This is a genomic window from Methylobacterium sp. 001424705 (assembly GCF_059816145.1).
Genome location: NZ_JCBANU010000001.1, coordinates 89,819 through 107,464, shown reverse-complemented (window position 1 = coordinate 107,464; position 17,646 = coordinate 89,819). Strand labels below are relative to the sequence as shown.

The 17,646-nt window shown below is 72.6% G+C and carries 15 protein-coding genes; all 15 read left to right on the top strand.

The window, feature by feature from the left end:
• Position 1 precedes the first annotated feature (1 nt).
• Complete coding sequence (gene bchB, locus AC6EUL_RS00505; protein WP_499868225.1) at positions 2-1,543, top strand: ferredoxin:protochlorophyllide reductase (ATP-dependent) subunit B; 1,542 nt, start codon at positions 2-4, stop codon at positions 1,541-1,543.
• Entirely contained in the window at positions 1,518-5,228 is a 3,711-nt protein-coding gene (locus AC6EUL_RS00500; RefSeq protein WP_499868223.1) for a magnesium chelatase subunit H, read from the top strand. Before bchB ends, AC6EUL_RS00500 begins: the two co-directional genes overlap by 26 nt.
• Entirely contained in the window at positions 5,225-6,118 is an 894-nt protein-coding gene (bchL, locus tag AC6EUL_RS00495; RefSeq protein ID WP_056219099.1) for a ferredoxin:protochlorophyllide reductase (ATP-dependent) iron-sulfur ATP-binding protein, read from the top strand. The genes AC6EUL_RS00500 and bchL overlap by 4 nt, the downstream gene beginning before the upstream one ends.
• 14 nt (positions 6,119-6,132) lie before the next feature.
• A complete protein-coding gene (gene bchM, locus AC6EUL_RS00490) occupies positions 6,133-6,834 on the top strand; it encodes a magnesium protoporphyrin IX methyltransferase (RefSeq protein WP_056490516.1) in 702 nt (233 codons plus the stop codon).
• Complete coding sequence (locus tag AC6EUL_RS00485; RefSeq protein ID WP_056273192.1) at positions 6,831-8,249, top strand: MFS transporter; 1,419 nt, start codon at positions 6,831-6,833, stop codon at positions 8,247-8,249. The genes bchM and AC6EUL_RS00485 overlap by 4 nt, the downstream gene beginning before the upstream one ends.
• A gap of 12 nt (positions 8,250-8,261) precedes the next feature.
• Entirely contained in the window at positions 8,262-9,038 is a 777-nt protein-coding gene (gene puhA / locus AC6EUL_RS00480; RefSeq protein ID WP_056273189.1) for a photosynthetic reaction center subunit H, read from the top strand.
• A 29-nt stretch (positions 9,039-9,067) separates the two neighbouring features.
• Positions 9,068-9,721, top strand: a complete 654-nt coding sequence (gene puhB, locus AC6EUL_RS00475) for a photosynthetic complex putative assembly protein PuhB (RefSeq protein ID WP_499868605.1) — start codon at positions 9,068-9,070, stop codon at positions 9,719-9,721.
• A 4-nt stretch (positions 9,722-9,725) separates the two neighbouring features.
• The gene (puhC, locus tag AC6EUL_RS00470; RefSeq protein WP_499868219.1) at positions 9,726-10,202 is read left to right on the top strand and encodes a photosynthetic complex assembly protein PuhC; all 477 of its coding nucleotides are present in this window, start codon (positions 9,726-9,728) and stop codon (positions 10,200-10,202) included.
• Positions 10,202-10,501 carry an O2-dependent cyclase accessory protein gene (locus tag AC6EUL_RS00465; RefSeq protein ID WP_056219521.1) on the top strand — a complete coding sequence of 100 codons (300 nt, stop codon included), beginning with the start codon at positions 10,202-10,204 and terminating at the stop codon, positions 10,499-10,501. Before puhC ends, AC6EUL_RS00465 begins: the two co-directional genes overlap by 1 nt.
• 44 nt (positions 10,502-10,545) lie before the next feature.
• Positions 10,546-11,589, top strand: coding sequence for a magnesium-protoporphyrin IX monomethyl ester (oxidative) cyclase (gene acsF, locus AC6EUL_RS00460; RefSeq protein WP_200917666.1), 1,044 nt, complete (start codon positions 10,546-10,548; stop codon positions 11,587-11,589).
• A 1-nt stretch (position 11,590) separates the two neighbouring features.
• Entirely contained in the window at positions 11,591-12,442 is an 852-nt protein-coding gene (puhE, locus tag AC6EUL_RS00455) for a putative photosynthetic complex assembly protein PuhE (RefSeq protein ID WP_499868217.1), read from the top strand.
• 107 nt (positions 12,443-12,549) lie between these two features.
• Complete coding sequence (gene hemA / locus AC6EUL_RS00450) at positions 12,550-13,767, top strand: 5-aminolevulinate synthase (RefSeq protein WP_499868215.1); 1,218 nt, start codon at positions 12,550-12,552, stop codon at positions 13,765-13,767.
• A gap of 246 nt (positions 13,768-14,013) precedes the next feature.
• Positions 14,014-14,985, top strand: coding sequence for a magnesium chelatase ATPase subunit I (gene bchI / locus AC6EUL_RS00445; RefSeq protein ID WP_499868602.1), 972 nt, complete (start codon positions 14,014-14,016; stop codon positions 14,983-14,985).
• Positions 14,982-16,679 (top strand): magnesium chelatase subunit D, encoded by a 1,698-nt coding sequence (locus AC6EUL_RS00440; protein WP_499868213.1) that lies wholly within the window; start codon positions 14,982-14,984, stop codon positions 16,677-16,679. The genes bchI and AC6EUL_RS00440 overlap by 4 nt, the downstream gene beginning before the upstream one ends.
• Positions 16,680-16,689: 10 nt before the next feature.
• Complete coding sequence (gene bchO, locus AC6EUL_RS00435; protein WP_499868211.1) at positions 16,690-17,598, top strand: alpha/beta fold hydrolase BchO; 909 nt, start codon at positions 16,690-16,692, stop codon at positions 17,596-17,598.
• Positions 17,599-17,646 lie beyond the last annotated feature (48 nt).

Below are 17,646 nucleotides of genomic sequence, written 5' to 3'. Positions count from 1 at the left end.
GATGCAGCTCACGCTCTGGACCTACGAGGGACCGCCGCATATCGGCGCCATGCGGATCGCCACCGCCATGCAGGGCCTGCACTACGTGCTGCACGCGCCGCAGGGCGACACCTATGCCGACCTGCTCTTCACCATGATCGAGCGGCGCGACGCCCGCCCGCCGGTAACCTACACGACCTTCCAGGCCCGCGATCTCGGCGCCGACACCGCCGCGATCTTCCAGAACGCCGTGGGAGAGGCCTACGCGCGCTTTCAGCCGCAGGCGATGATCGTCGGGGCCTCCTGCACCGCCGAGCTGATCCAGGACGACCCGGGCGGCCTCGCCCGCGCCCTCGACCTGCCGATCCCGGTCATCTCCCTGGAGCTTCCGGCGTACCAGAAGAAGGAGAACTGGGGCGCCTCGGAGACCCTCTACCGCCTCGTCCGGGCGCTGGCCGGCGGCACGCCGAGCGCGCGCGACGGGCGCCGCCCCCTCTGCAACATCCTCGGCCCCACGGCGCTGGGCTTCCGCCACCGCGACGACCTCGTCGAGATCACCAAGATCCTCGGGGCGCTCGGCATCGACCTGAACGTGGTCGCGCCCCTCGGCGCGACGCCGGCCGATCTCGGACGCCTCGGCGCGGCAGACTTCAACGTCGTGCTCTATCCCGAGATCGCCCGCGCCGCCGGCCTGCACCTGCAGAAGACCTTCGGCCAGCCGATGGTCGAGATCGTGCCGATCGGCGTCCAGGCCACCATCCGCTTCGTTGAGGCGGTGGCCGCCGCCGCGGGCGTCGATCCCGCCCCCGTCCTCGCCAGCGCCCCCTCGCGCCTGCCCTGGTATTCGCGCTCGGTCGATTCGACCTACCTCACCGACAAGCGGGTCTTCATCTTCGGCGACGCCACCCACGCGCTGGCCGCCGCCCGCGTCGCCGCCACGGAACTCGGCTTCAAGGTGGTGGGCCTGGGCACTTACACCCGCGAATTGGCCCGCGAGGTCCGGGCCGAGGCGGCGCTCCACGGCATCGAGGCCACGATCACCGACGATTACCTCGACGTCGAGGCCGCGATCCAGGCCGCGGGACCGGAGCTCGTGCTCGGCACCCAGATGGAGCGGCACATCGCCAAGCGCCTCGGGTTGCCCTGCGCGGTGATCTCGGCGCCGATCCACGTCCAGGACTTCCCCGCGCGCCACTCGCCGCAGATGGGGTTCGAAGGCGCCAACGTCCTGTTCGACACCTGGGTCCACCCGCTGATGATGGGCCTGGAGGAACACCTGCTCGGCATGTTCCGCGAGGATGCCGAGTTCCACGGTGCCGCCGCGCCCTCGCACCTGCCCCGGCACGGCGTCGCTGCGCCGCAGCCGGTCGCCCCGGCACCTTCTGTGGCCGCAGAACCGATTCTCCTGACCTGGGCGACCGATGCCGAGAAGGAACTGAAGAAGATCCCGTTCTTCGTGCGGGGCAAGGCCCGCGCGAACACCGAGCGCTTCGCACGGGAACGTGCCCTGCCGCTCATCACCGTCGAGACATTGTACGATGCCAAAGCGCATTTCGGACGCTGAGCGCCCGGCGCTCCGGGTCGTCCTCGTGACGATGGACAACCACGTGGCGAGCGCGCTGGAGCGCGCCCGCCAACGGCTCGCCCGCGACCTGCCGGGCCTCACCCTGGACTTCCACGCGGCCGCCGCCTGGGACACCGACGCCACCGCCCTGGAGGCCTGCAAGGCCGACATCGCCCGCGCCGACATCGTCCTCTCCACCATGCTGTTCATGGACGAGCACGTCCGGGCGATCCTGCCGTCCCTGCTGGCCCGGCGCCCGCATTGCGACGCCATGATCGGCTGCCTGTCGGCGAGCGAGGTGGTGAAGACCACCCGCCTCAACCGCTTCGACATGGACAGCACCAAGCGCGGCGCCCTCGATTTCCTGAAGAAGCTGCGCGGCAAGCCCGGCGCCCAGGGCAACGGCGCCCGCCAGATGGCGATGATCCGCAAGCTGCCCAAGATCCTGCGGTTCATTCCCGGTTCGGCCCAGGACGTCCGGGCCTATTTCCTCACCCTGCAATACTGGCTCTCGGGCTCGGACGAGAACATCGCCAACCTCGTGCGCTTCCTGGTCGGCCGCTACGCCGCCGGCCCGCGCGAGGGCTGGCGCCGAATCGCCGCCGCGCCGGCGCCGCTCAGCTACCCCGAGACCGGGCTGTATCATCCGCGCATGGCCGGCCGGATCGGTGAGGACGGGGCGAAGGTGCCCGCACCCGCCGGCGCCCTGAAGGGCCGCGTCGGCCTCCTCGTCATGCGCTCCTACGTGCTGGCCGGAAACACGGCGCATTACGACGGCGTCATCGCCGCCCTGGAGGCGCGGGGGCTCAGCGTCGTGCCAGCCTTCGCCAGCGGCCTCGACAACCGCCCGTCCATCGATGCGTTCTTCCGGCACGACGGGCGCCCGACCATCGACGCGCTGGTCTCGCTCACCGGCTTCTCCCTGGTGGGCGGCCCGGCCTACAACGACGCCGCCGGGGCCCAGGCGCTCCTCGCCGACCTCGACGTGCCCTACCTCGCGGCCCACGCCCTCGAGTTCCAGACCCTGGAGCAGTGGGAGGCCTCCGACCGGGGCCTGTCGCCGGTGGAGGCCACCATGATGGTGGCGATCCCCGAGCTCGACGGCGCGACCAGTCCGATGGTGTTCGGCGGACGCTCCAGCCGCTCCCTCGGCGCCAGCGCCCGCGACATGGTCGTGCATCCCGAGCGCGCCGACATGCTCGCCGCCCGCATCGAGCGCCTCGTGGTCCTGCGCCGCAAGGCGCGGGCCGAGCGCCGGGTCGCCGTGGTGCTGTTCGGCTTCCCGCCCAACGCCGGCAGCATCGGCACTGCCGCCTTCCTGTCGGTCTACCACTCCCTCCACAACACCCTCGCGGCCCTGAAGGCCGAGGGTTACGCGGTCGATCTGCCCGAGAGCGTGGAAGCCCTGCGCGGGGCGGTGCTCGACGGCAACGCCACCCGGTTCGGCACGCCCGCCAACGTCCACCACCGCATCCCGGCCGACGACCATGTCCGCCGCGAGCGCCACCTCGCCGAGATCGAGGCGCAGTGGGGGCCGGCCCCCGGCCGCCAGAACAGCAACGGCTCGCAGATCTTCGTACTCGGCGCGCAGTTCGGCAACGTCTTCGTCGGCGTCCAGCCGGGCTTCGGCTACGAGGGCGACCCGATGCGGCTGCTGTTCGAGCGCGGCTTCGCCCCGACCCACGCCTTCTCGGCCTTCTACCGCTACCTGCGCGAGGATTTCCGCGCCGACGCGGTCCTGCATTTCGGCACCCACGGGGCGTTGGAATTCATGCCCGGCAAGCAGACCGGCCTGTCCGGCGCCTGCTGGCCCGAGCGGCTGATCGGCGCGCTGCCCCACATCTATCTCTACGCCGCCAACAACCCGTCCGAGGGCCTGCTGGCCAAGCGCCGCTCGGCCGCGACCCTGGTGAGCTACCTGACCCCGAGCCTAGCCCAGGCCGGACTCTATCGCGGCCTGATCGACCTCAAGGCCTCGATCGAACGCTGGCGCGGCCTGGAGCCGGAGGCGGTGGGCGAGCGCCGCGATCTCGCCGAGCTGATCCAGGCCCAGGGCGCCGGCCTCGACCTCGTCGCCGCCGAGCCCGCCTGGACCGCCGATCTCGCCGGCCACGTCCACGGCCTCGGCACGGCACTCCATGAACTGGAGCACACCCTGATCCCGCACGGCCTCCACGTGGTCGGGCAGGCGACGCCGCCGGAGGAGCGGACCGACATCCTCCTCGCCCTGGCGGAGGCCAGCCACGGCCTCGTGCCCACCCGTGCCGGCCTCCAGGCCCTGGTGGCCGGCGCGGCCATCGACGCCGCCCTGGCGCAGGGCGGTCTCGGCCCCTCCGATGCGAACCGCGCCGCCTTCGCGTCCTTGCGCGAGACCGATCTCCTGTTGTCACGGGATCACGAGATCCGGGGCCTCCTCGCCGCCCTCGACGGCCGCTTCATCGCCCCGGTCGCCGGCGGGGACCTCCTGCGCAACCCGGACATCCTGCCCACGGGCCGCAACCTGCACGGCTTCGACCCCTACCGCCTGCCCTCGGCCTTCGCCCTCGCGGACGGCGCCCGGCAGGCCGCGCGTCTCCTGGCCCGCTACCGCGACGAGGGCGCGGCGCTGCCCGAGAGCATCGCCCTCGTGCTCTGGGGCACCGACAACCTGAAGAGCGAGGGCGGTCCCATCGCCCAGGCCCTGGCGCTGATCGGCGCGGCCCCGCGCTTCGACGGCTACGGCCGCCTCTGCGGCGCCATTCTGATCCCCCTCGAAACCCTGGGTCGCCCGCGCATCGACGTGGTCGTGACCCTGTCGGGCATCTTCCGCGATCTGCTGCCGCTCCAGACCAAGCTCCTGGCCGAAGCCTCCTATCTCGCCGCCACCGCCGACGAGCCGTCCGACCGGAACTTCGTGCGCAAGCACGCCCTGGCGCTCCGGGCCGAGCACGGGATCGACCTCGAGACCGCGGCCCTGCGGGTGTTCTCCAACGCGGAGGGCACCTACGGCGCCAACGTCAACCAGCTCGTCGAATCCGGTCGTTGGGAAGAAGCCGACGAGATCTCGGAGACCTTCGCGCGGCGCAAATCCTTCGCCTACGGCCGCACCGGCGTGCCCACCGCCCAGCGCGCCCTGATGGGGGCCGTGCTGGCCACCGTCGATCTCGCCTACCAGAACCTCGATTCGGTCGAGGTCGGCGTCACCTCGGTGGACCACTACTTCGACGGTCTCGGCGGCATGGGCCGCGCCGTCGCCGAAGCCCGCGGCGCGGCGGTGCCGATCTTCATCAGCGACCAGACCCGCGGCGAAGGCGTGGTCCGGACCCTGACGGAGCAGGTCTCCCTGGAGACCCGCACCCGGATGCTCAACCCGAAATGGACCGAGGGCATGCTCGGCCACGGCTACGAGGGCGTGCGCCAGATCGAGGCGCACCTCACCAACACCCTGGGCTGGTCGGCTACCACCAACGGCGTCGCCCCCTGGGTCTACCAGCGCATCACCGAGACCTACGTCCTCGACCCCGCCATGCGCGCGCGCATGGCGGCCCTCAACCCGACCGCTTCGGCCAAGGTGGCTCACCGGCTGATCGAGGCGCACCAGCGCGGCTTCTGGACCCCCGACGCGGAGACGCGCGACGCGCTCGACCGCGCCGAGGAGGAACTCGAGGACCGCGTCGAAGGCATCACCGCAGGGGTCGCCGCATGAACATCGCCATCCGCAATCCCGTCACCGCGCGCCAGCCCGAGGGCAGCGTCCAGGTCGAGCTCGACCCGAACCTCAAGATCGGCACCGCCAAGGTGTTCGCGGTCTACGGCAAGGGCGGCATCGGCAAGTCGACCACTTCGTCGAACCTGTCGGTGGCGTTCTCCAAGCTCGGCAAGCGCGTGCTGCAGATCGGCTGCGACCCCAAGCACGATTCGACCTTCACGCTGACGAAGCGCCTGGCCCCGACCGTGATCGATGCCCTGGAGGCCGTGCAGTTCCACTCCGAGGAGCTGCGCATCGAGGATTTCGTGGCCGAGGGCTACAACGGCGTCATGTGCGTCGAGGCCGGCGGCCCGCCGGCGGGCACCGGCTGCGGCGGCTACGTCGTCGGCCAGACGGTGAAGCTCCTCAAGGAGCACCACCTCCTCGAGGACACCGACGTGGTGATCTTCGACGTGCTCGGCGACGTGGTCTGCGGCGGCTTCGCCTCGCCGCTCCAGCACGCCGACCAGGCCCTCATCGTCACCGCCAACGACTTCGACTCGATATTCGCCATGAACCGGATCGTGGCCGCGATCCACGCCAAGGCGAAGAACTATCCGGTGCGCCTCGGCGGGGTCATCGCCAACCGCTCGGCCAAGACCGACGAGATCGACCGCTTCAATGCCGCCGTGGGCCTCGAGCGCATCGCGCACTTCCCCGACCTCGACGTGGTCCGGCGCTCGCGCCTCAAGAAGTCGACCCTGTTCGAGATGGAGCCGACGCCGGAACTCGAAGCCGTCACCACCGAGTACATGCGTCTTGCGGCGCATCTCTGGGCCGGCGGCAAGCCGCTCAACGCGATCCCCATGAAGGACCGCGACCTGTTCGAATTCCTCGGCTTCGATTGAGCGGGCGCCGGACCATGACCTCGCACAGCTACGCCGCCCGCCGCTCCCAGCTCACCACCTACTTCGACCGCACCGCGGTCGAGGCCTGGGCCCGGCTGACCTCGGACGCGCCGGTCTCGAAGATCCGCGCCACGGTGCGGGCCGGCCGCGACGCCATGCGGGCCAACCTCCTGTCCTGGCTGCCCGACGACCTCACGGGCCGGCGCCTCCTCGATGCCGGCTGCGGCACCGGGGCCCTGAGCCTGGAGGCGGCGCGCCGCGGCGCCGAGGTCGTCGCCATCGACGTGTCGCCGACGCTGATCGGCCTCGCCCGGGAGCGCACCACCCTGTCGGCCCCGGGGCGGATCGACTTCCGGGTCGGCGACATGCTCGACCCCGCGCTGGGCCGATTCGACCACGTCGTGGCGATGGATTCCCTGATCCACTACGCCACGCCCGACATCGTGCAGGCGCTCGCGGCCCTGGCGGCCCGGACCGAGGCCGGCATCCTCTTCACCGTCGCGCCGCGCACGCCCCTTCTCACGCTGATGCACATGGCCGGCCGCGCCTTCCCGCGCGGCGACCGGGCGCCCGCCATCGTGCCCGTCGGCGCGGCGGACCTGCGCCGTCGCCTGGCGGCGGAGCCGGCCCTGGCCGGTGTCCGGGTCGCGCGCGCGCACCGGGTGAACAGCGGGTTCTACCTGTCCCAGGCCTTCGAACTCCAGCGGCTGCCATGACCCGCCTTGGCGCCTCCATGGCCCGCGCCCTGCAACGCGTCGGTCCCGGCTTCCTGCCCTTCGCCGACGCGGCGACAGCGGAGCTGCCCATGGGGCGCCTGCTGCGGCTCGCCCTGTTCCAGGTCACGGTCGGCATGGCCGCGGTGCTGCTCATCGGAACCCTCAACCGGGTGATGATCGTCGAACTCGCGGTGCCGGCCTGGATCGTCGCCGTGATGCTGTCCCTGCCGCTGATCTTCGCGCCGTTTCGGGCGCTCGTCGGGTTCCGCTCGGACACCCACCGCTCGGTCCTGGGCTGGCGCCGGGTGCCCTACATCTGGTTCGGCACGTTGCTGCAGTTCGGCGGGCTGGCCATCATGCCCTTCGCCCTGCTGATCCTGTCGGGCGACACCACCGGCCCGGCCTGGCCCGGCCACGTGGCCGCCGCGCTCGCCTTCGTCATGGTCGGCGCCGGCCTCCACACCACCCAGACCGTGGGCCTGGCGCTGGCCACCGACCTCGCCCCGGCCCATGCGCGACCGCGGGTGGTGGCGCTCCTCTGCGTCATGCTGCTGGCCGGCATGGTGGTGAGCGCCATCGCCTTCGGGCTGCTGCTGGCGGATTTCTCGGCCCTGCGCCTCATCAAGGTGATCCAGGGGGCTGCGCTCCTCACCGTCGTGCTCAACGGCATCGCCCTCTGGAAGCAGGAGCCCCGGTCGCCCACCCGCACGGCGCGTGACCTGCCCCGGCCGACCTTCTCGGACTCCTGGGCCCTCTATGCCGGCAAGGGCCGGGCGCGCCGCCGCCTCGTCGCCACCGGGCTCGGCACCGCTGCCTTCTCGATGCAGGACATCCTGCTCGAGCCCTATGGTGGCCAGATCCTGCACCTGCCGGTGGCCGCCACCACGGCCCTGACCGCGCTGCTGGCCGCCGGCGGCGGCCTCGGGCTCCTGATCGCGGCGCGCTGGCTCGACCGGGGCGGCGACGCCTTCCGGGTCGCGGCCTCCGGGGCGGTCGTGGGCATCGCGGCCTTCTCCGCGGTGGTCTTCGCCGCGCCCCTGGATTCCGCCCGGCTCTTCGCCGTGGGCGTCGCCCTGATCGGCCTCGGCGGCGGCCTCTTCGCTCACGGGACACTGACGGCTTCCATGGCCAAGGCCGGCCCGGAGGATACGGGCCTCGCCCTCGGCGCCTGGGGCGCGGTCCAGGCCAGCGCGGCCGGCCTCGCCATCGCGGCGAGCGGCATCCTGCGCGATCTCGGCGCGCATCTGGCCGAGACCGGCCGGCTCGGCGAGGCGCTGAACCTGCCCTCCACCGGGTACCTCATCGTCTACCATCTTGAGATCGCGCTGCTGTTCGCGACGCTGCTGGCCATCGGCCCGCTCGTCCGGCCCGAGAGCCGCACGCCTCTTCCTCGATCCCTGCCTCGCTCAGCCTGAAGGAGACCGGCCATGCCGAGAGGTGAAATCACGGGCTACGTCGACGTCGCGCAGCTGGTCCTCTACGCGTTCTGGATCTTCTTCGCCGGCCTCGTCTTCTACCTGCGCCGCGAGGATCGCCGCGAGGGCTACCCGCTCGAATCCGAGGCCGCCCGCGGCCGGGCGATGCCCCCGGACCCGTTCCTGATCCCGTCGCCGAAGGCCTTCTTCCTCTCCAACGGCCACGTGAAGCACGCGCCCCAGACCGGCGAGCGCACCCCCTGGACCTATCGCGGCCACAAGCACGAGGTCTGGCCGGGCGCGCCGCTGGAGCCCGATACGGATGGGCTGCACGACGCCATCGGTCCCGGCTCCTACGCCGACCGCGAGGACAGCCACGACGAGACCTGGGATCGCGAGAAGCGCATCGTGCCCCTGCGGGTCGCGGAGCACTTCGTGGTCCATGAACTCGGCCCGAACCCCATCGGCATGTCGGTGTTCGGCGCCGACCGGCAGGTGGCCGGCACCGTGAGCGATCTCTGGGTCGATCGCGGGGAATCCATGGTGCGCTACTACGAGGTCGAGCTCGGCGCCGGCGGCCGGCGGGTGCTGATGCCCGCCACCTTCTGCCGGACCGGCCGGTTCTCCCAGCGCGTGACCTGCGAAGCCCTGCTGGCGCACCAGTTCGCCGACGTCCCCACCACCAAGGATCCGGATTCGGTCACCCTCAACGAGGAGGAGCGGATCATGGCGTTCTACGGCGGCGGCACCCTCTACGCGACCCCCACCCGGCAGGAGGCCATCCTGTGAACCGGTCCATCAGGCGGCCCGTGCCGCACCTGCCCGCCAACGCCTTCGACGCGCCGCCCGGCCTGCCGGCACCGCTGCCCGCCGGCGAGCACATCCTCTGGCAGGGACGCCCCTGCGGCTTCGGCATCGCCTTCCGGGCGCTGCATCTGCGCCTCGTCGGCCTCTGGTTCGTCGGGCTGGCCCTGTGGGCGGCGCTCCCGGCGGCCCTCGCCGGACAGGTGCGGGAGGCTACGTCGCTCGCCCTGCCCACGCTGGCGATCGGCACCGGTGCGGTCCTGCTCCTGGGCCTCCTCGGCTGGCTCTCGGCCCGCACCACCACCTACACCATCACCAACCGCCGGGTGGTCCTGCGGATCGGCATCGCCCTGCCGATGACCCTGAACCTGCCCTTCGCCCTGGTGGAGGCGGCCGGCTGTCACCTCTATGGCGACGGCAGCGCCGACCTGCCCCTGCGCCTTCGCCCGAGCAACCGCGTCGCCTACCTCCACCTCTGGCCCCATGCCCGGCCCTGGCACGTGAACCGGCCCGAGCCGATGCTGCGCACGGTGGCGCAGGGCGGCGAGGTGGCCGCGATCCTGGCCCGCGCGCTGGCGGCCCATCGCGCGGCGCCGGAGGAGACGGCCGGCCCGGTCATCCTGCGGCCGCGCGTGGCGCCCGGCCCGCGCCTCGCCACTGCGAGCTGATCCGATGACCCGATCCAACCCGCATCCCCTCGCACGCACCGCCGGCCGTACCTCGCGGTCCCTCGTTGTCGGCGTCGGCCTCCTCCTCGGCTTCGTCGTGGTGGCCGTGACCGTCGGCCGGGTCGAGAGCATCGGCCTGACCCGGATGGAGCCGGCGCGCCCCGTCCAGAGCCTCGCCCTCCGGGTCGACGACGCGGCGGACGGCTCGATCACCCTGCGGGATGCCGAGCACGGCGACCTCGTCGCCACCGTCCGGCCGGGCGCGGACAACTTCATCCGTGCCACCCTGCGGGGCTTCGCGCAGGGGCGGCTCCGGGCCGGCCTGCCGCGCGACGTCCCCTTCCGCCTGACGCGCTTCGACGACGGCTCCCTCCGGCTCGACGACGCGCTCACCGGCCGCAGCGTCGATTTCGGCGCCTTCGGTCCCTCGAACTTCGCCGCCTTCGCCCGCCTGATGCCGAACGACGGAGCCGCACGATGATGGCCTGGCTGAACGGACGCCGCACCGTCGACGTCCCCTGCACCGTCGAGATCGAACAGACGCCCGAGAGCCTGCACGCCCACGTGGTCCTCGACGCCAGCTTCGAGATCGAGCCCGGCGACGCCGTGCAGGTGCACGACGCGCCCACCTCGGTGCCCTACGGCGAACGCCTCGTGGTGCGCCGGACCGCCACCGTGACCCGCGCCGGACGCCTGGAGCGGCTCTGGACCAAGCTCGCGGGCCACCTCGAGCTCACCGAACTCTACGAAGTCAGCTTTTCCGAGAGGAGGCGCCTGTGACCGCAGCCATCCAGCAGTCCGTTCCCAAGGCTCCCGCGCCCAAACTGCCCCTCAACGAGGCCACCAAGGCCGCGCAGGAGACGACGTTCCTGTCGCCGCGCTTCTACACGACCAACTTCGAGGAACTCGACCGCACCGACGTCGAGCCCGTCCGGGCCGAGTGGAACAAGCTCATCGCCGAGCTGCGCGCCGATCCGAACAAGCGCCACTTCACCCGCAATTCGGAGTTCGACTGCGACATGTCCGGGCTCGACCCGGCCCTGCGCAAGGAGTTCATGGACTTCCTGGTCTCGTCGATCACCGCCGAGTTCTCGGGCTGCGTGCTCTATGCCGAGATGCGCAAGCGCGCCAAGAACCCCGACATCCGCGAGCTGTTCGGCTTCATGAGCCGGGACGAGGCGCGGCACGCCGGGTTCATCAATGACGTGCTGAAGGATTTCGGCATCGGCGTGGACCTGGGCTTCCTGACCAAGTCGAAGAAGTACACCTTCTTCCGGCCGAAGTTCATCTTCTACGCCACCTATCTCTCCGAGAAGATCGGTTACGCCCGCTACATCACCATCTTCCGCGAGCTGGAGCGCAGGCCCGAGCGCCGCTTCCACCCGATCTTCAAGTGGTTCGAGAAGTGGTGCAACGACGAGTTCCGCCACGGCGAGGCCTTCGCCCTGCTGATGCGGGCCAACCCGAAGCTGACCTCCGGTGTCAACCGCTACTGGATCAAGTTCTTCCTCCTGGCGGTCTTCGCGACCATGTATGTCCGCGACCATTGCCGGCCGGCCTTCCATGAGGCCCTCGGGGTCGATCCGACCGATTACGACTTCCAGGTCTTCCGGATCACCTCGGAGATCTCGAAGCAGACGTTCCCGCTGACGCTGGACCTCGACAACCCGCGCTTCAAGCAGGCCCTCGACCGGCTGCTCGCCTGCTCGGTGGGGATCGCCGATGCCAAGGCGCAAGGCGGCTTCCTCGGCAAGCTCAAGCAGGGCGCCTGGGTCGCCGCCTCGGCGGTGAACTTCGCCCGGCTCTACGCCCTGCCGACCCGCGACAACCCGATGCCGGCGGAGATCCGCCTCGAGCCGGTCTGGTAGGATGGCCGCCTACGCGCTTCCCGCCCTCTATGCGGTGCTGGTCTGGTGGTTCTCCACCGGCCTGATCCTGCTCCTCGACCACCGCCCGCGCGCGACGCACGGGGTCAGCATGGCGGCGGGCACGGGCGTGCTCGCCCTGGCGCTGTGGGCCATCGGCGCCTCGGCCGGCGATGCCAGCGCGGGCGGCGCATACGTCGCCTTCACGGCGGCCCTGGTGGTCTGGGGCTGGCAGGAGATGAGCTACTACATGGGTTACGTCTCCGGCCCCCGGGCGGAGGGCTGCCCGCCCGACGCACGGGGCTTCCGGCGCTTTCGCGCGGCGGCGGCCACCAGCCTGTGGCACGAGGCGGCCATCGTCGCCGGCGGCCTCGCGATCCTGGTCCTGACCTGGCGCCAGCCGAACCTCTTCGCCCTGTGGACCTACCTCGTCCTGTGGGGGATGAATCTCTCCGCCCGGCTGAACCTCTTCCTCGGGGTGCGCAACCTCAACGCCGAATTCCTGCCCGAGCACCTCGCCTATCTCGGCAGCTACCTGCGGGTGCGCGCCATGAACCCGCTGTTCCCGGTCTCGGTGACGGCGGCCGGCCTCGCCACCGCCGCCCTGGTGCTGGCGGCCCTGGCCGAGGGCATCACCGCCCACGAAGTCGCCGGCCTCAGCATCCTGGCGACCCTGATGGCGCTGGCCACCCTGGAACACGGCTTCCTCATGCTGCCGCTGCCCTCGGCCGCTCTGTGGCAGTGGAGCCTGCCGAAACCGGACCGGGGCGGCCCGGTGTCCTCGCCCGTCCCGGCCGCGCGCGGGGAAAGCCCTTGCGTCGGCGAGCCCCGCCTCGCCGAGGCCGAGGGACGCTGAAACAGGTTCCCGGTCCGCGCGCGCGGACCGGCTCGATCGACGCCGCCGCGGCGGCAGGATGGGCGAGCGGGCCGAAACCCGCCGTGCAACGAGGGAAGGGGACGGGCATGAACTACGAAGAGATCTTCGGCTCTGCTTTGGCCGGCCTGCATCGCGAGGGTCGCTACCGCGTCTTCACCGACCTCGAACGGCAGGCGGGCCGCTTCCCGCACGCCACCCACCACACGCCGGCCGGCACGCGGCCCGTCACCGTCTGGTGCTCCAACGACTATCTCGGCATGGGCCAGAACCCGGCCGTGCTCGACGCCATGCACGAGGCCCTGGATCGCTGCGGCGCCGGTGCCGGGGGCACCCGCAACATCTCGGGCACCAACCATTACCACGTGCTCCTCGAGCGCGAGCTCGCCGACCTCCACGCCAAGGAGGCCGCACTGCTCTTCACCTCCGGCTACGTCTCGAACTGGGCGGCGTTGGGCACCCTCGGGAGCCAGCTCCCCGGCTGCGCGATCTTCTCGGATGCCGGCAACCACGCCTCGATGATCGAGGGGATCAAGGCGAGCCGCGCCGAGCGCCACATCTTCCGCCACAACGACCCCGAGGATCTCGACCGCAAGCTGCGCCTCGTCGATCCGGGCCGCCCGAAGATCGTGGCCTTCGAGTCGGTCTACTCGATGGACGGCGACATCGCCCCGATCGCGGAGATCTGTGACGTCGCCGAGGCGCACGGCGCGCTCACCTACCTCGACGAGGTGCACGCCGTCGGCCTCTACGGCGCGCGCGGCGGCGGCATCTCGGAGCGCGACGGCCTCGCCCACCGCCTCGACGTGATCGAGGGCACGCTCGGCAAGGCCTTCGCGGTCCATGGCGGCTACATCACCGGCTCGGCCAGGCTCTGCGACTTCGTGCGCAGCTTCGCCTCCGGCTTCATCTTCACCACCTCGCTGCCGCCCGCCGTGGCGGCGGGGGCCGCGGCGAGCATCCGCCACCTCAAGGCGAGCGGAGCCGAGCGGGCCCGGCACCAGGAGCGGGTCGCCGCGGTGCGCACCCGCCTCGACGCCGCCGGCATCCCCTATCTGCCGAACGACAGCCACATCGTGCCGGTGATGGTCTGCGATCCCGTGCTGTGCAAGGCGATCAGCGACACCCTGCTCGACGAGTTCGGCATCTACGTCCAGCCGATCAACTACCCCACCGTGCCCCGCGGCACCGAGCGCCTCCGGATCACGCCCTCGCCCCTGCATTGCGACGGCGACATCGACCACCTCGTCGGCGCGCTGAGCACGATCTGGGGCCGGATGGGCGTCCAGCGCGCGGCGGCCGAGTAGGACGCCCGCGAACCCTGCACCCCGCATGGGGGCAGGGGACCCCGCACACGGTCTCGCGCAAGGAAGATCAAGCCCATGATCGTGAATGGATCGATCCGAGCGATGTCCCTCAAACCGGTCTCCGCGACGCCTTCGAGCGAGACGCCGCCGATCCTCCGGGCCGCGGGTCCGGTCAAGGCGCCGCAGGCCCAAACGGCCTCGGCCACGCCGACCTTCCCCTTCTCGGCCATCGTCGGCCAGGACGAGATGCGCCGGGCGCTGCTGATCGCGGCCGTCGATCCGGCGGTGGGCGGCGTGCTGGTGTTCGGCGACCGCGGCACCGGCAAGTCGACGGCGATCCGGGGCCTTGCCGCCCTGCTGCCGCCGATGGCGGCGGTGGTCGGCTGCCCCTATGCCTGCGATCCCGGCCGGCCCGCCGAGCACTGCCATCGCTGCCGCGAGCAGGCGGTGCTGCGGGCCGAATCCGTTCCGGTGCCGGTGGTGGACCTGCCGCTGGGCGCCACCGAGGACCGGGTGGTCGGCGCCCTCGACCTGGAGCGCGCCCTGACCCGCGGCGAGAAGGCCTTCGAGCCGGGCCTGCTCGCCCGGGCCAATCGCGGCTTCCTGTACATCGACGAGGTCAACCTGCTGGAGGACCACCTCGTCGACCTCCTCCTCGACGTCGCCGCCTCCGGGGTGAACACCGTGGAGCGCGAGGGCCTCAGCATCCGCCATCCCGCCCGCTTCGTCCTCGTCGGCAGCGGCAACCCGGAGGAGGGGGAGCTGCGGCCCCAGCTCCTCGACCGCTTCGGCCTCGCCGTCGAGGTTTCGACGCCCACGGACCTGCCGACCCGCATCGACGTTGTCCGCCGCCGCGACGCCTACGAGCGCGATCCGGCGGCCTTCTGCGCCGGCTACGCCAAGGCCGACCGCGCCATCCGCAAGGCGCTGACCGCCGCCCGCGCCCTGCTTCCCGCCCTCGCCGTGCCCGATGCCACCCTGGAGGCCGCTGCGCGCCTCTGCCTGGCGCTCGGCACCGACGGCCTGCGCGGCGAACTCACGCTGATGCGCACCGCCCGGGCGCTCGCCGCCTACGAGGGCGCCGAGACCGTGGGCCTCGATCACCTGGCCCGGATCGCCCCCTCGGCCCTGCGCCACCGCCTGCGCCGCAACCCCCTCGACGAATCCGGTTCCACCGCGCGGGTCGCCCGCGCCGTGGAGGACATCCTGGGCCAATGAGCCCCGCCTGGGCCGTCGCCCTGCGCGTGGCGCACCTCGTCGCCCGCGACCCACATGCCTGCGGCGGCGTCCTCGTCCGGGCCGGGGCCGGCCCGGTGCGGGACCTCTGGCTCGACCGTCTCGCAGGCGAACTCGCACCCGCCCGGCCCGTCCGCCGGATGCCGGCGGGCATCGCCGACGACCGCCTCCTCGGGGGACTCGACCTCACCGCGACCCTGGCGGCGGGGCGGCCCGTCGCCCAGTCCGGCCTTCTGGCCGAGGCCGATGGCGGGCTCGTGGTGGTGCCCATGGCGGAGCGCCTGTCCTCCGGCACCGCCGCTCGCCTCGCCGCCGCTCTGGATGCCGGCGAGGTGCGCGTCGAGCGCGACGGACTGGCGGCGCGGACCCGCACGCGGATCGGCCTCATCCTCCTCGACGAGGGGGAGGGCGACGACGCCGCGGTTCCCGAGGCCCTGGCCGATCGCCTGGCCTTCCGCCTCGACCTGACCGGTCTCGCCTGGGGCGACACGCAAGGGGCGGCGACCGAAGGCGAGCCGGAACCGGACGACCCGGACCTCGAACCCGACGCCGCGGTCGCGGATCTCTGCGCGGTCGCGGCCGCGCTCGGCATCGCCTCCCTTCGGGCGCCCCTGCTGGCCCTGCGGATCGCCCGCCTGCTGGCGGGGCACAAGACGCTTCGCGCGCGAGACGTTCGCGAGGCCGCCTGCCTCGTCCTCGCCCCGCGCGCGACGCGCCTGCCGTCGAGCCCGGAGGACGCGGAGGCGGCGCCGGCGGATCGGCCCGAGTCGCCCGCATCGGACGGGACCGAGTCGTCCGATCAAGGTCTCGAACCGGGCGCCGAGAGCCTCGCCGAGGCCGCCCGCGCGGCAATTCCGCCGGATCTCCTCGCTCGCCTGGCCCAGGCCGGTGCGGCGCCGCCCTCACCGAAGGCCGGGCGCGTCGGTGCGGTGATGCAGGCGCCGCGCAGCGGACGTCCGGCAGGCACCCGGCCCGGCTCGCCCCGCACCGGCCGCCTCGCCCTCCTGCCGACCCTGCGGGCCGCCGCGCCCTGGCAGCGCCTGCGCTCCGGTGCGGAGGGAGCCCCGCGCCTGATCCAGGTGCGCAGCGACGATTTTCGCATCACGCGGTTCCGCCAGCGCAGCGAGACCACCACCATCTTCGCCGTGGATGCCTCCGGTTCGGCCGCCCTGGAGCGCCTGGCCGAGGCGAAGGGCGCCGTCGAGCTGCTCCTGGCCGAGGCCTATGTCAGGCGCGACAAGGTCGCCCTCGTCGCGTTCCGGGGCGCCGGGGCCGAGATCGTCCTGGCCCCGACCCGCGCCCTGGCGCGGGCCCGGCGCGGCCTCTCGGCCCTGCCCGGGGGCGGGGGCACGCCGCTGGCCTCGGGCCTCGACGCCGCCGGCACCCTCGCCCGCGCCGTCCGGCGCGGCGGCGGCACCCCCGTGGTGGTGGTGCTCACCGACGGGCGCGCCAACGTCGCCCGCTCCGGGGCGCCCGGCCGGGTCGCGGCCGGCGCCGAAGCCCTGAACGCCGCCGGCCTCCTGAGGGCCGACGCCATCCGGACGATCCTCATCGACACCGCGGCGCGGCCGCAGGAGACCGCGCGGCGCCTCGCCGAAGCGATGGGCGCGCGCTATGTCCCGCTTCCCTATGCCGATGCCGCGGCCATGAGCACCGCGATCCGCTCGGCCCGCTGAAGGATCTGCGATGCCTGCGCCGAGCGACCGGCCCCAGTGGGAGCGCGACGGCGCGGATTGGCCCAACCGCGCCGCGAGCCGGTTCGTCCGCGCCGGCGACCTGACCTGGCACGTGCAGGAGTTCGGGGCGCCGGAGGCCCCCGTCGTCCTGCTCCTGCACGGCACCGGCGCGGCCACCCATTCCTGGGCCGGCCTCGCGCCGCTGCTCGCCGAACACTTCCGGGTCGTGGCCCCGGACCTGCCGGGCCACGGCTTCACGGATCCGTTGCCCGCCGGGCGCCTGTCCCTGCCCGGCATGGCCGGAGCGATCCGCGACCTCCTGCGGACCCTCGACCTGTCGCCGGACCTCGTGGTCGGGCATTCCGCCGGCGCGGCGATCCTGGTGCGGCTCTGCCTCGACGGGCTCGCGCCCCGCCTGCTGGTGGCCCTGAACGGCGCCCTGACGCCGTTTCCCGGCCTCGCTTCGGTGCTGTTCCCGGGGCTCGCCCGGATGCTGTTCCTGAACCCCGTCACCCCGAGGATCTTCGCCTGGACCGCCGACCGTCCGGCGGTGGAGCGCCTGATCCGCGGCACCGGCTCGCGCCTCGACGCCCGCGGCCTCGAACTCTACCGGCGCCTCTTCCGCTGCCCGGGCCACGTGGCCGGCGCCCTCGGCATGATGGCGAACTGGAACCTCGCCGCTCTCGACAGGGAGATCGGCCGGCTCGCGGTGCCGACGCTGCTGCTCGTCGGCGGCGACGACAAGGCGATCGCTCCCGAGACCGCCTTCGCCCTGAAGGACCGGCTGCCCGACGCCCGGGTCCGCCTCATCCGCAACCTCGGGCACCTCGCCCACGAGGAGGCGCCGGATCGCATCGCCGAGGCGATCGTCGCGGCCTACCGGGAGCAGGTCGCCGTCCAACCGTCCGCCGGGACTTGACGCGGACGCAGCCCGGCCGCACCGACGGGCGCGAGGACGCCCGACTGG

Bases quoted from the DNA above. Each gene is read 5' to 3' on its own strand.
- bchB (WP_499868225.1), top strand. From the start codon at position 2: ATGCAGCTCACGCTCTGGACCTACGAGGGACCGCCGCATATCGGCGCC.
- AC6EUL_RS00500 (WP_499868223.1), top strand. From the start codon at position 1,518: ATGCCAAAGCGCATTTCGGACGCTGAGCGCCCGGCGCTCCGGGTCGTC.
- bchL (WP_056219099.1), top strand. From the start codon at position 5,225: ATGAACATCGCCATCCGCAATCCCGTCACCGCGCGCCAGCCCGAGGGC.
- bchM (WP_056490516.1), top strand. From the start codon at position 6,133: ATGACCTCGCACAGCTACGCCGCCCGCCGCTCCCAGCTCACCACCTAC.
- AC6EUL_RS00485 (WP_056273192.1), top strand. From the start codon at position 6,831: ATGACCCGCCTTGGCGCCTCCATGGCCCGCGCCCTGCAACGCGTCGGT.
- puhA (WP_056273189.1), top strand. From the start codon at position 8,262: ATGCCGAGAGGTGAAATCACGGGCTACGTCGACGTCGCGCAGCTGGTC.
- puhC (WP_499868219.1), top strand. From the start codon at position 9,726: ATGACCCGATCCAACCCGCATCCCCTCGCACGCACCGCCGGCCGTACC.
- AC6EUL_RS00465 (WP_056219521.1), top strand. From the start codon at position 10,202: ATGGCCTGGCTGAACGGACGCCGCACCGTCGACGTCCCCTGCACCGTC.
- puhE (WP_499868217.1), top strand. From the start codon at position 11,591: ATGGCCGCCTACGCGCTTCCCGCCCTCTATGCGGTGCTGGTCTGGTGG.
- hemA (WP_499868215.1), top strand. From the start codon at position 12,550: ATGAACTACGAAGAGATCTTCGGCTCTGCTTTGGCCGGCCTGCATCGC.
- bchI (WP_499868602.1), top strand. From the start codon at position 14,014: ATGCGCCGGGCGCTGCTGATCGCGGCCGTCGATCCGGCGGTGGGCGGC.
- AC6EUL_RS00440 (WP_499868213.1), top strand. From the start codon at position 14,982: ATGAGCCCCGCCTGGGCCGTCGCCCTGCGCGTGGCGCACCTCGTCGCC.
- bchO (WP_499868211.1), top strand. From the start codon at position 16,690: ATGCCTGCGCCGAGCGACCGGCCCCAGTGGGAGCGCGACGGCGCGGAT.